The sequence below is a fragment of the Aphanizomenon sp. UHCC 0183 genome (assembly GCF_009712065.1).
GTDB classification, from domain to species: Bacteria; Cyanobacteriota; Cyanobacteriia; order Cyanobacteriales; family Nostocaceae; genus Dolichospermum; species Dolichospermum heterosporum.
The window spans coordinates 49,806-62,603 of record NZ_VILC01000037.1 but is presented as its reverse complement, the minus strand read 5'-3'; the positions used below and the strand labels follow the sequence as shown (position 1 = coordinate 62,603).

Annotated in this window: 16 protein-coding genes; 7 read left to right on the top strand and 9 right to left on the bottom strand. The window is 39.8% G+C overall.

The annotated features are described in order from the left end of the window. The first annotated feature begins 116 nt into the window (after positions 1-116). Positions 117-494, top strand: coding sequence for a TMEM165/GDT1 family protein (locus FJR37_RS14395; RefSeq protein ID WP_027401803.1), 378 nt, complete (start codon positions 117-119; stop codon positions 492-494). 29 nt (positions 495-523) lie between these two features. Continuing rightward, on the top strand, positions 524-805 hold the full coding sequence (locus tag FJR37_RS14390; RefSeq protein ID WP_027401802.1) for a TMEM165/GDT1 family protein: 282 nt from the start codon (positions 524-526) through the stop codon (positions 803-805). Positions 806-829: 24 nt separating this feature from the next. Here the strand turns inward: FJR37_RS14390 and FJR37_RS14385 are convergent, their stop codons facing one another. The 5 genes from FJR37_RS14385 to FJR37_RS14360 all read right to left on the bottom strand — a co-directional run bounded on the left by FJR37_RS14385 (position 830) and on the right by FJR37_RS14360 (position 3,688). Beyond that, positions 830-1,315 carry a hypothetical protein gene (locus tag FJR37_RS14385; protein WP_168466320.1) on the bottom strand — a complete coding sequence of 162 codons (486 nt, stop codon included), beginning with the start codon at positions 1,313-1,315 and terminating at the stop codon, positions 830-832. 334 nt (positions 1,316-1,649) lie between these two features. Next, on the bottom strand, positions 1,650-2,057 hold the full coding sequence (locus FJR37_RS14380) for a DUF6575 domain-containing protein (protein ID WP_168466319.1): 408 nt from the start codon (positions 2,055-2,057) through the stop codon (positions 1,650-1,652). A gap of 842 nt (positions 2,058-2,899) precedes the next feature. Next, on the bottom strand, positions 2,900-3,163 hold the full coding sequence (locus FJR37_RS14370) for a hypothetical protein (RefSeq protein WP_039202943.1): 264 nt from the start codon (positions 3,161-3,163) through the stop codon (positions 2,900-2,902). A 109-nt stretch (positions 3,164-3,272) separates the two neighbouring features. Next, positions 3,273-3,485, bottom strand: coding sequence for a type II toxin-antitoxin system HicA family toxin (locus FJR37_RS14365; RefSeq protein WP_039202944.1), 213 nt, complete (start codon positions 3,483-3,485; stop codon positions 3,273-3,275). Further along, a complete protein-coding gene (locus FJR37_RS14360; RefSeq protein ID WP_027401799.1) occupies positions 3,482-3,688 on the bottom strand; it encodes a type II toxin-antitoxin system HicB family antitoxin in 207 nt (68 codons plus the stop codon). The genes FJR37_RS14365 and FJR37_RS14360 overlap by 4 nt, the downstream gene beginning before the upstream one ends. Positions 3,689-3,742: 54 nt before the next feature. Here FJR37_RS14360 and FJR37_RS14355 point away from each other — a divergent pair, with 54 nt between their 5' ends. Continuing rightward, the gene (locus FJR37_RS14355) at positions 3,743-4,942 is read left to right on the top strand and encodes a Coenzyme F420 hydrogenase/dehydrogenase, beta subunit C-terminal domain (RefSeq protein ID WP_039202946.1); all 1,200 of its coding nucleotides are present in this window, start codon (positions 3,743-3,745) and stop codon (positions 4,940-4,942) included. Positions 4,943-4,977: 35 nt separating this feature from the next. Here FJR37_RS14355 and FJR37_RS14350 read toward each other — a convergent pair whose 3' ends face one another. Then, a complete protein-coding gene (locus FJR37_RS14350; protein ID WP_039202947.1) occupies positions 4,978-5,355 on the bottom strand; it encodes a GxxExxY protein in 378 nt (125 codons plus the stop codon). A gap of 40 nt (positions 5,356-5,395) precedes the next feature. Next, positions 5,396-6,625, bottom strand: coding sequence for a methionine gamma-lyase family protein (locus tag FJR37_RS14345; RefSeq protein WP_168466318.1), 1,230 nt, complete (start codon positions 6,623-6,625; stop codon positions 5,396-5,398). Positions 6,626-6,711: 86 nt separating this feature from the next. On the opposite strand from FJR37_RS14345, the gene FJR37_RS14340 reads away from it, so the two are divergent. From FJR37_RS14340 to FJR37_RS14325, 4 genes are all read left to right on the top strand, one after another. Next, positions 6,712-7,527, top strand: a complete 816-nt coding sequence (locus tag FJR37_RS14340; RefSeq protein ID WP_168466317.1) for an acyl-CoA desaturase — start codon at positions 6,712-6,714, stop codon at positions 7,525-7,527. 230 nt (positions 7,528-7,757) lie between these two features. Further along, the gene (locus tag FJR37_RS14335; protein WP_168466316.1) at positions 7,758-8,816 is read left to right on the top strand and encodes a fatty acid desaturase; all 1,059 of its coding nucleotides are present in this window, start codon (positions 7,758-7,760) and stop codon (positions 8,814-8,816) included. 183 nt (positions 8,817-8,999) lie between these two features. After that, positions 9,000-10,076 carry a fatty acid desaturase gene (locus FJR37_RS14330; protein WP_168466315.1) on the top strand — a complete coding sequence of 359 codons (1,077 nt, stop codon included), beginning with the start codon at positions 9,000-9,002 and terminating at the stop codon, positions 10,074-10,076. A 161-nt stretch (positions 10,077-10,237) separates the two neighbouring features. Further along, a complete protein-coding gene (locus FJR37_RS14325; protein WP_027401792.1) occupies positions 10,238-10,780 on the top strand; it encodes a DUF3172 domain-containing protein in 543 nt (180 codons plus the stop codon). Between the two features lie 115 nt (positions 10,781-10,895). Here the strand turns inward: FJR37_RS14325 and FJR37_RS14320 are convergent, their stop codons facing one another. Next, positions 10,896-11,624: a Bax inhibitor-1 family protein gene (locus FJR37_RS14320; protein ID WP_168466314.1), complete on the bottom strand. Its 729-nt coding sequence runs from the start codon at positions 11,622-11,624 to the stop codon at positions 10,896-10,898. Between the two features lie 392 nt (positions 11,625-12,016). Further along, on the bottom strand, positions 12,017-12,691 hold the full coding sequence (locus FJR37_RS14315) for an AMIN domain-containing protein (protein ID WP_052149955.1): 675 nt from the start codon (positions 12,689-12,691) through the stop codon (positions 12,017-12,019). Between the last annotated feature and the right edge of the window lie 107 nt (positions 12,692-12,798).

Genomic DNA, 12,798 nt, shown 5'->3' with positions numbered 1-12,798 from the left:
GAACAAATCCGTTTTGATCAAGCTGTCGGTTTTTGAGAAATCCAGTTGCAATTTATGACAACAATATGAGAAAATGAAAAGAATATGAAAACAACCTAGAGACAATATTAGCGCCTGTGAAACTTGATACTCCACCTGTCAGCATTTCCCAATTATCGGAAACTGAAAGCCAGTTACATCAGACTATAGTTAAGGATCATCCCCAACCGAAAGAATCTGTATTTATGGTCTTTGGGACAACCTTTATCACAATTTTTCTCGCAGAAATTGGTGATAAAACCCAACTTTCCACCTTATTAATGAGTGCAGAATCCCATGCCCCCTGGGTAGTTTTTCTAGGTTCAGCAGTAGCATTAATTACTACTAGCTTACTGGGAGTATTGTTAGGTGGTTGGATATCCACAAAACTCAGCCCGAAAACCGTCGAGAAATCAGCCGGGGTGATGTTGCTGTTAATTTCTCTGATGCTGGTGTGGGATGTGATTCAGGGTTAATACTTATAAATATTGTGAATTAGGGAATTATGAACTGGCATCTTTTAGGACTAAGCTTTGTAACAGTGTTTTTATCAGAATTGGGTGATAAAAGTCAGTTAGCAGCGATCGCACTTTCTGGACAGGGACAATCTCGAAAAGCTATATTTTTTGGTACAGCGGGCGCTTTAGTATTAACAAGTCTCCTGGGCGCATTGGCTGGTGGTGCAGTGTCCCAATTTTTACCTACACGCATTTTAAAAGCGATCGCAGCCATCGGTTTTGCCATCCTCGCCATCCGTCTATTATTACCCAACAGTGACGAGGAATAATTCAAAAAGCAAAAAACTCTGACTTTAAGCTTCCCGCCAACACCAATTTAAAAGCACACCCCCTCCGACCACCTTCAAGACTTCCAACAGAAAATAACCGCCGTGCAATAAATTCATTGTTGGTGGCATTGAATAACGAGGGAGTAAGCTAAAATTAGCCCCCAGAGCGCACATTTGGGGAGTTAGGAAATAAGTATCTAGAAATACGATTATTAACAGAAGTCCAGATAAAGCAATGATACCCAAACGCCAATTAGATTGAGTTTTGCTAATAGCTAACACAGCAGTTAAAACCACAGCAGCAGACAATAATTCTAAGCGATTAAAATTCCCAAAAACCACATAACCGACTGTAGAAAAATTTGCCTCATTCATCATCCCAGCAACAGCAAGACTAGGCATAATTACCCAATCTAACACCAGACTAGCACTCAGCCAAAAGCCCAGAGTTAAGAGAATGGCTGTTTGCCAAGTTGACTTTTTCAAATTGAGGTTAGAAATAGCGTTCATAAGAATAATTGCTTTGTTGTATTCTTAGAGTCTAACTAAAACAATGATTTTGACAACAAATATCAATTAACTGTTACAAACCAAAAAATAGCGTTATTAAAGCGGTTTCAGACGATTTTGTAAACAAATTTGAAGTTTGATTAACAAATAATTCAAAAATCTGCAAAACTTAATATCTTTGCGTCCAGAAAATCCAATTCAATAGATTGACTGTTTTAGTATTTAAGATTTGCTAATGCTAACCAAAATTCTATATCTGCTGTAAGCATAAAGATTCTTATCAGATAGTTTTTAATTGAGTTTTGTAGTTTTTATAGATACTTGTATTTTTAAATTAAATCTTGATTTTTTCCTTATTTTCCAGAGGAAAAGCTGCATCGGAAAAATCAATAGTTTCCCCAGATACAGGTAAACATTCATCACTGAGATTTTCACAAAATATAATTTCTACAACATCCCAATTATCATTTTCAGGAATTATAGCTTGATAAATAAAACCATCTTCTGATTTTCTAAAAGCATCATATAAATCAATATTACCAGAACGAATACTTTTTAATCTTCCTTTTGACATAGGAGAATAAAGCCAAGTTTTATGATCTGGTGTTTCATCTATCCAAACAGCTAAAAAAATCTGTCCTGAAGCATTTTGACAGCTAAATAAACAGGGAAAATCATAATATTCATAGATTTCAATAATTTCTAGGTTTACTAGCGGTGGGTATTGTGGTAGTAATTTCATAGATAAACCTCATGTTTAGTCAGGAGAAGTAATATTAACAATTTCAAAATTTCGCCAAGGTTCTTGATTAGCTGGAAACCACCAAGTATGATGATCATTACCTGTTTTTCTGGAAGGTGTGTTTAACATTACTCCTAAATCAGAATTTCCATATCCTAATGCTACTTGTTTTTTGCGAAGTGCAGGAATTTTATTACGAGCATTACAAACTCCTGCTTCTGAGGTAAAAACTGAGAGTCCACAAGTTTGACATTCTGTGATGTTTTTAGGACAAAGTTGATCTATATTTTGTTCACGCCATGATCTAAAATCATCAGATGTAGGAGGGTTATTATCTACCAGACGGTAAGAGGGTGTTTGGAAAGTTATGGTTGATGTATCAAATATTTTTTACCCCACCCTAACCCTCCCCTTGTAAAGGGGAGGGAACTGGATTTTTATTGTTTCCCACCTTTACAAGGGGAAAGGGGGGTAGCAATGTGATGAAAATTACGGAATACCACTTTTCAAACATCCTCTAAATAGTTCCTGAAATTGGTTGAGCAGCTTCAGAAGGGCAATTTTCAGGAAAATGCTGAGGCCATTTCATGTTATTTCTTTTATTTTAATACATTTTTTAAATGATATCACCACCGCCAAGAAATTACGCTAATAGCAAAATTCAGCTAAAACTGAATCAAGATTGATATTTATTCAGTCTGTTTTAACAGACTTTCGCTATGAGACTGAGAATTAATTCTCAGGCGGTTTTGTGGGATAATGGAAGATGTATATTAACAGCAAAAAACCCTCAATAAATTAACCGAAGGCTGATTAAGAAAAAATTCATAAGTGGATAAATTTTATGGATTAGACTGGTTCTTCTTACCGACAAATAGTATTACTATGATACAAGTAACAGTAGCTAATACAAGACTTCCGAATGCGTTACTAATTTTCATTCCAAAAATGTCATTGACAGTATCTGAGTGCGGAACAAACCAAAACGCTGCATAGAAAAGTGCAAATGCAAACAAGAATCCGCCAAATAACTTGTACAAGGAAACTCTTTCACTAATATCTTCTGCACTGTATCCCTTCAGAAAGTCAAAAATGTTATCTTTCATTTGTAAGAGGTTAATAAAATAACAAGCTAAATTCTAAGTTAGAAGGCTTGAGAATGTCAATTTCTTTATCAATAACTATAAAATGCACACAATTACAAATAAATCCATATCACAAATCATCAGGAGTTAAAGCAGTAAGTTTACTGATTCTTGCTAACATTCTCGGACCAATCTCTTCATTATCATGAAAAGCAAAGACAAAATCAGCCCAATCAGGATGTGACAGAATTTTGTGTGAACCCGATTGACGTTTGATTTTCCACCCAATACGTAACAAAGCAGCTAAAACGCGCTTTGCTTTTTGACTAGACCATTGACTCATGCTGCTGCAAAAGAAACACTAAATAAATCTGGTTTTACTTCCCCATGTTCCAGTTTATCAGCCAAAACACGCAAAGCCAAAGCCTGAACCTTAGCCACCGCCTCCTGTCTTGTGTTTCCATAAGCCAACACACCGGGAAAATCAATCACTTCCGCAATAAAGCGTCCATCTTCCTCTTGTTCAATCTCTATTTTCAAGTTCATAGCCTGTAACGGTAAGGTAATAAAAGCGATATTTGAGTAAAACAATCAAAATATATGACCTCCATAGATTCTAGCAAACACAAAAAAGCCAAAGCCCTCAAACCCGGAAGCGTGCGCCCCGCCAAAGAACTATGTAGCGAATGCGGACTATGCGACACCTACTACATCCACTACGTCAAAGAAGCCTGCGCCTTCATTACCCAAAGAATAGACGAACTAGAAACCACCACCCATAACCGCCCCCGCAACCTAGAAGACGAAAACGAACTATATTTTGGCGTACACCAAGAAATGATGTCCGCCAGAAAACAACAACCCATAGAAGGCGCACAATGGACAGGAATAGTTAGCAGTATAGCCATAGAAATGCTCAATCGTGGCTTAGTAGAAGGGGTAGTCTGTGTCCAAAACACTAAAGAAGACCGCTTTCAACCCATGCCCATTATCGCCCGCACAGCCGAAGAAATACTAGCAGCCAAAGTCAATAAACCTACCCTATCCCCCAATCTTTCTGTATTAGAAGAGATAGAAAAATCAGGAATGAAGAGGTTATTAGTCATCGGAGTAGGTTGTCAAATCCAAGCATTACGAGCCGTAGAGAAAAAACTCGGCTTAGAAAAACTCTACGTACTGGGAACACCATGCGTAGATAACGTTACTCGCGCCGGACTGCAAAAATTCCTAGAAACAACCAGCCGTTCCCCCCAAACAGTAGTCAGCTACGAATTTATGCAAGACTTCCGAGTCCACTTCAAACACGAAGACGGTTCAGAAGAAACAGTCCCCTTCTTCGGCTTAAAAACCAACGTCCTCAAAGACATCTTCGCCCCATCATGTATGAGTTGCTTCGATTACGTCAACTCCCTCGCTGATATCGTCGTTGGGTATATGGGCGCACCCTACCAATGGCAATGGATAGTAGTCAGAAACGATACAGGCAAAGAAATGCTCGAACTCGTCAAAGACCAACTCCACACCCAACCAGTCATGTCCCAAGGAAACCGGAAACCAGCAGTACAGCAAAGCATACCAGCTTATGATCAAGCAGTGACATTACCCATGTGGGCAGCGAAATTAATGGGAGTAGTCATAGATAAAATCGGACCCAAAGGACTGGAATACGCGAGATTTTCCATAGATTCCCACTTTGCGAGAAATTATCTGTATGTGAAGCGGAATCATGGGGAGAAGTTGGAATCTCATGTACCAGAGTTTGCGAAGCGGATAGTGGGGCAGTATAAGTTACCGAAATGATGGCTCACGCAGAGGCGCAGAGGCGCGGAGAGTTTTTAGAGTTTGTTGACTATGCGTGTGATACCGTCTTTGATGAGTGGGACGTTAAAGTTGATTAGTAGTCCGACTTTTTTATCAGCAAGACGTAGATAGGTTAATAGCTGCTTTTTATGTACAGGATGGAGATTTTCCACTGATTTGAGTTCGACAATCACCTTGTCTTCAACTATCAAATCAGCCCGGAAACCTTCCTCCAAAACCACACCATCATAGATGATGGGAATAATTACCTGTCTTCTCACCTCCAACTTTCGCCTTCTCAATTCAACATCTATCACCGTCTCATATACCGACTCCAACAAACCAGGTCCCAAAGTAGTGTGAACCTTGTAAGCCACATCAACAATAACTCCCGAAATCTCATTCTCAATCATCTCTCTGCGCCTCTGCGTCTCTGCGTGCAAAAATCTTACCTCATAAAGTCCCTACTGCCTCAATAGCCGCTTGTAAAGCAAGAGATACATGAGTCCAATGAGTCCCCCCTTGGCAATAAACCACATAAGGTTCTCGCAATGGACCATCTGCCGATAATTCCAAGGTACTCCCTTCGATAAATGTCCCCCCAGCCATGACTACTTGGCTTTCGTAGCCTGGCATATCGTCGGGTATGGGTTCCAGGTAAGAACCGATGGGGGAATGCTGCTGTATGGCTTTGCAGAAGGCGATCAGTTTTTTGGCTGAACCCAGTTTAATGGCTTGAATCACATCTCCTCTGGGTGCTAATGGTGGGGGGTTAACTGGATAACCCAGTTTGTCAAATACATAACCTGTTAGGTATGTTCCTTTCATCGCTTCCCCTACCATCTGCGGGGCTAAAAATAATCCTTGGAATAACAGGCGATTTTGATCAAAGGTTGCTCCGCCTTCGCTACCAATTCCGGGGGCTGTCAGTCTACAAGCGGCGGCTTCTACTAGGTCTGCTCGTCCGGCTATATAACCACCTGCACTCACGACTGTACCCCCAGGATTTTTAATCAATGAACCAGCCATTAAGTCAGCACCAATATGGGTTGGTTCTTGGGTTTCTATGAATTCGCCGTAGCAGTTGTCTACGAAACAAACTGTGTGAGGATTTTGCTGTTTGACTATGTAAACAATTTTCTCTATGTCGGCTATGGAAAGGCTTGGTCGCCATGAATATCCGCAGGAACGTTGAATCAATACTAACTTTGTGTTGTCAGTAATGCTAGTGCTTAAGTTTTGCCAATCTATTTTTCCTTGATCAGTTAATTCCAATTGGCGGTATTTTATGCCAAAATCAATAAGAGAACCTTGGCCTTGTCCTCTCAAGCCAATTACCTCTTCCAAAGTATCGTAGGGAGAACCGACTACTGCTAACATTTCATCCCCAGGACGAAGAACACCGTACAGCGCACAAGCGATCGCATGAGTTCCCGAAACAAACTGCACTCGCACCACCGCAGATTCAGCACCCATCACTTGGGCAAAAACTTTATCTAAGGTTTCTCGTCCTAAATCATCGTGTCCGTAGCCACTTACGCCTGCAAAATGGTGTGCGCCTACTCGGTGATGACGAAAGGCATCTAATACTCGTTTAAGATTATGCTTGACCTGAGCGTCAATACCAGAAAAAATTTCTAATAGCGCCTGTTCTGCTTCCCGCAGCTGTTCAAAGCTGTTCATCGTTTCCTCATTCAAAAACATAAAATAGATATGCGGATTTTAGGATCGCGCAGACTAGGCTGAACAATTTCTATTCAGGTTACTGCATGACAATTGCTACTTCTAAACCTCACATTAACTGGGTCAATACCCTATTTTTCGTTGCATTGCACGTCGGCGCTCTCTTTGCCCTAGTTCCTAGCAATTTTAGCTGGCAGGCAGTTGGTGTGGCTTTATTGCTCTACTGGGTAACTGGAGGTTTAGGTATTACTTTGGGATATCACCGTCTTGTTACTCACCGTAGCTTTCAAACACCCAAATGGTTAGAGTATGTCTTGGTGATTTTTGGCACACTTTCTTGTGAAGGTGGTCCCATCGAATGGGTGGGTACACATCGAATTCACCACTTACATTCCGATACTGAATCTGATCCCCATGATTCAAATCAAGGTTTCTGGTGGAGTCACATGGGTTGGATGATTCATTTCGCTCCCGCTCACGATCAAGTTCCTCGCTTCACTAAAGACATTATTGATGACCCAGTTTATCAGTTTTTACAGAAATATTTCATTTTCTTACAAATTGCTTTGGGCTTGGTCTTATACTTCATAGGCGGATGGCCAATGGTGGTCTGGGGAATTTTTGTCCGCATTATCTGGGTTTATCACTGTACTTGGTTGGTAAATAGTGCTACTCATAAATTCGGATACCGCTCTTATGATTCTGGTGACAGATCAACTAATTGTTGGTGGGTTGCTATTCTTGTATTTGGCGAAGGTTGGCATAATAACCACCATGCTTTTCAATACTCTGCTCGTCATGGTTTGGAATGGTGGGAAATTGATATGACTTGGATGACAATTCAGTTATTGCAATTACTGGGTCTAGCAACAAATGTGAAACTGGCAGAGAGAAAGGCATAATACAGATTTCATGCTCAAAGTCAATAGTTTTATAGTCAATCTTTGGCTGGAAACTATTGACTTTTTGTGTGCAAATGGGGCAATTTAAAATTTTTAAATTTTAATTGCTAACTAACTATCCTAAGTGGTTGTTAAGTTGCTATAATCTCAGAAATTAATGTTACAAAACTTTGCAGCAAGTTACGTTTTTTAGTAACGTTGTGTTGCAGTCTGTTGTTTTTCAGGTATTCATGACTACATCAATCATCAAAAGTCAGGAAATAACGGTCTCCACAGACCTGGGCAAAGACCAAATAAAACTAAAGCATATTATCAAAAGTCTGCCCAAGGAATGTTTCCAGAAAAATAGCCGCAAAGCCTGGACAACTGTAATTCTCAGTTTATCTATGGCTGCATTGGGCTATTATTTCATCGCAATTTCCCCTTGGTTTCTTTTACCCCTAGCTTGGATTTTTACAGGAACTGCTTTAACAGGTTTTTTTGTTATTGGTCACGATTGTGGTCATCGTTCATTTGCAAACCGTCGCTGGGTAAATGATTTAGTGGGACATTTTTTCATGATGTTCTTGATTTACCCTTTTCATAGCTGGCGGATTAAACATAATCATCACCATAAACATACTAACAAGCTAGACGAAGACAACGCTTGGCATCCTATTAGAACAGAGGTTTTTGCAGGTTGGTCTAAGAATAGACAATCTGCCTTTGAGTTGTTTATGCGTCAACGTCTCTGGTGGGTAGGTTCTATTGGCCATTGGGCAGTTGTGCATTTTGATTGGCGCAATTTTCAGAAAAAAGACCAAGCTAGTGTCAAACTTTCTGTGGCTGTAGTTGCAGCTTTTGCCGCTATTGTTTTCCCAACTTTGATTATTACAACTGGTGTTTGGGGCTTTGTTAAATTCTGGTTTATTCCCTGGATGGTTTACCATTTCTGGATGAGTACCTTCACTATTGTTCACCACACTCTTCCAGATGTTCCTTTTTCAACTGCTGATAAATGGAATGAAGCCTTAGCACAGTTATTTGGGACAATTCATTGTGATTACCCTCAGTGGGTAGAAGTTCTTTGTCACGATATTAATGTTCATGTTCCCCATCATATTTCTACTGCTATTCCTTCCTATAATTTACGGTTGGCTTACAGTAGCATCAAAGGAAATTGGGGTACTTATCTCCATGATGAATATAAGTTCTCTTGGAATTTGATGAAAGAAATCACTAATCAATGTCAACTCTACAAAACTGATATTGGTTATACTACTTTTGACGCATACCGGGCAGCGAAATAATTAGGAATGAATTTAGAAAGTATAAATTTGTTAATTGCTTACTTGTACTTTCATCACCAGTTCCTTTAGTTTGGCAATTAACCACGAATGTTGAGTAAAATTGCCAATATTTCTCTGTTTAAATTCCAGTGGTAACTAAATATTACCTCACAGTTAATTGATAATTTACAATCAACCAATCCAGTGCAATTAGATACAATCCAGTTTAATCAAGACCCTAGTTCCCAACCTGGTGAAGGTAAAGAAAAGTTACCTTTTACTCTTCAGGATTTAAAAGCTGCTATTCCCGCTGAATGTTTTCAGCCTAGTGTGACTAAATCGCTTTATTATTTCTTTCGTGATGTTCTGATTGTGGGACTGCTGTATGCAGTTGCCAATTACCTAGATTCTTGGTATTTCTGGCCAATTTTTTGGGTAATGCAAGGAACGATGTTTTGGGCTTTGTTTGTAGTTGGTCATGACTGCGGACACCAATCTTTTTCTAAGTATAAGTGGTTAAATGATCTAGTTGGTCATATTACCCATACTTTCATTCTTGTTCCTTATCATGGTTGGAGAATTAGCCACAGAACTCACCACAAAAATACAGGCAGTTTAGAGAATGATGAAAGCTGGTATCCTGTCTCTGAATCAGAGTATGATGAGATGCCTTTAGCGCAAAGAATAGGGCGTTTTTATCTGTTCTTATTGGCTTATCCAGTTTATTTATTCAAGCGTTCTCCTGGTAAAGAAGGTTCTCACTTTTCACCCAGCAGCCCGCTGTTTAAGCCTTCAGAAAAATGGGACATTATCACCAGCACCACCCTTTGGATTAGTATGGTGGCTGTGTTAGGTTTATTCACTTATCAATATGGTTGGATGTGGTTGTTAAAATACTACGCTGGCCCTTATATTGTCTTTATCATTTGGTTAGATTTGGTGACTTTCTTACACCACACTGAACCCGGAATTCCTTGGTATCGTGGGGAAGAATGGACTTTCCTGAAAGGGGCAATTTCTAGTGTTGACCGAGATTATGGGATTTTTAACCACATTCATCATGATATCGGTACTCATGTTGCTCACCACATTTTCTTGAATATGCCTCATTACAATTTGTTGAAAGCGACTGAGGCAATTAAACCAATTATGGGTGAGTATTTCCATGAATCGAAAGAACCAGTTTGGAAGTCTTTGTGGAATTCCGCTATTGGTTGTCATTTTGTTCCAGATACAGGTAGTAAGGTTTATTACACTTCTAAGAGTCAGAATGCAAAATAGTCGGTAGATTTTTTAAAGCTAGGAAGTCCGCTAATGCGGGCTTTTTTTATTTTATATTTTCCTTAAAATTGAAAATAGGGGATAATTATCTTCAAGGATCGGCATACTGAATAAGGGAGAAATTAAAAAACCACTCTTGGGACGAAGGTAATAAAGCGAAAATGAGACGTAAATCTGCTAATAATAGACCAACTAATCCGTCTAAACCCTCTATGTTCCAATCCCCGGTGTTTAACTTCGTCACCATTGCCATTTTTGGAGCGGTGCTGATTTTGGGAATTGGGATTGGGATTGCGTTTAGTTCGACAACTACATTGAGTTCATCAAATGTGGCTTCCCGTGAGTTCATTGATACTAGAGCGCCAAATCCTGAGATTTGTGTGCAGTATGGATCTAGTGCAATGGTAATGGATGCCAGACTCTTTGTAACTCTTAATCCCTTTAATGTCTTTGTTGCCCAGCCAAATATCCGTCCTGGATGTGTTATTCGTCAAAATAACTGGGCTATTTTAGAAAATAAAAAACTTGTAACATCAGACCAGGTAAGAGAATGTAAGAATCGTCTCAATACCTTTGGGTTTACAGGGGACTTAAATAGTGAAAAGCCAGATATTAGATGTATTTATCAAAATGAATCGGCTCAAAATTTCTTTTTATCTCAACCGGGGGCTGTGGGAAGTCCTCAAGATACGGAAAGATTTTAAATATAGTCACCGAGTCAGGAGTCAGGAGTCAGGAGGAAGAAGGTTAAAGATTTTTCTTTCCCTTTTCCCTTTTCCTCTTTCCTGACAAGTTTGAGTTTTCTCAGCCTAAATATACTTAATCACGACCATTGATAGCAATAAGCAAGCGTAAGATAAAAACGAATAAGTTGATGTAGGTAAGGTACATTGACAAAGCTGCTGGCAAATATTCATCATTGCGATAAGTGCGAGGCAAGATGTAGAAATCAACTACTGATGCTCCAGCGAAGAGAAATACACCTATACCAGAGATACCAATTTCTAACCAACTGGGTGTGTAAACACCAAACAAGGCAAAGGCAAATTGGAGAAGACAAACCACCAATAAGGCAACAATGCCCAAACTAACGGTTTTTGTCAACGCCATCCCATCTGCTTCCGAAAGATTAGAACCGATTTTTCGGGCAGCAATGAAGGTGATTCCACAACTAAGAGCAGCAATACCAATACCTTGAATACCTACCCCTTGGGTTCTCAAAGCCACAAATACCAAGCCACTCAATGTGTATCCAGATAGTAGACTGTAAATACCCAATAGAGGTAAAGCTAGGGCTTTGTTACCTTTGGATGCGACATTTTGGGCAACGAAGAACAAAATTAATTCGAGAATTACCGCCCCAATGAAGGTAGGAAAAAAGAGTCCAGGGTTAGTGCGGATAATGCCTAAACCACCATAAGTTCCCAATGCTGTCAGCACCAATCCAGCGCCGACATAGGGGAGGGCGTTAGCGATGACATTAGGTCCAACAAGTCCATGAGTTCTCGCCTCACGGAAAGCTTCACGAAAATTACTGGTATTACTCATGTCTAAAAACTACCAAAAAATATTGGAACTGAGGAAAATAACCTGCTGATTTCTATTGTTACAAATTTTTGGGTTGAGAAACCAGTAGATAAATCTGTAAGAGAACACCAAAAAATAAATTACCCAATTTTGTGGGATGGGCATCCTTGCCCGTCCTTGATGATTAGCGGGCAATTCGTCCCGCACCACAAGAAATTTTGGGATATTTTTTTGATTGGAAGTCTCTAATAAACCTGTGCTGCATGAGTTGTCATTGCGAGTGAAAGGAAGCAATCTCTTGACAACCGATAAACCACCTAACGCAAAAATCTCTCAAACCCTTATTCCTCTGTGTCCTCTGCGCCTCCGTGGTTCGTTAATCAGGATAATTTATTTCTTGGAAGTCCCTAAATCTAAAATTTTTGGCTGGGTAAAGGTTGACCAAATTCAATAATGGGAATTTCTTTAGGGTTATTTGGGGAACTATTTTTGTTTTCTTCAGGTGTGGGCAACATTGCGGGAGGAAGGGGGGAATTGATTATGGGTGAGGGGTTTTGAGAATTTAGGGGTGGGACGGTGATTAAGGGTTGTTGGGAGTTAGTGGTGAGATTTGTGGATGGTGGTAGGCTAGTGGAGGGTGTGGTTAAGAGACTGTTAGCAGGAGAAAAGGTAATATGAGGATTTAAGACCCAGCGCGTGGGTTTTTGTCGAGAAAGAGGTTGAAGTTGTATTTGATTGGTTTGTAATTGAGTTCCTGGTGCGAGGTCAAGGACTATGCGGGTAATATTGGCGTTAAGTTGAGAGATACGAATTCTCTGAATTGCGCCTGAATATTCTTTTTGAGTGAGGACTTTACCCAATTTGGTGTTAGGCAAATCGAGAACTATTCGTGGTGGTTGCATCAGTTGGAAATATTGGGGTGTTGCAGTTGCGGAGAGACTAATTTTTAATTGCTGGGATTTGGGGTGAAATTCCCAGTTGTTAAGTTGTGCGATTGGTTGGGCAATACTGATGCTAGGAGTGAAAGCAATCAAGCCAAATAAGCTTACCCTGATAGATAGAAGAATTTGATTAGTTCTAGTTTTCATAATTTGGTTGTTTGGGGTTGGGATATTTAGCATAGACTACGCAACATTAGAAAAATTGACGTGACGGTAATTAAATTGTCTGATAGCGTAGCGTGGCGCAAGCCATA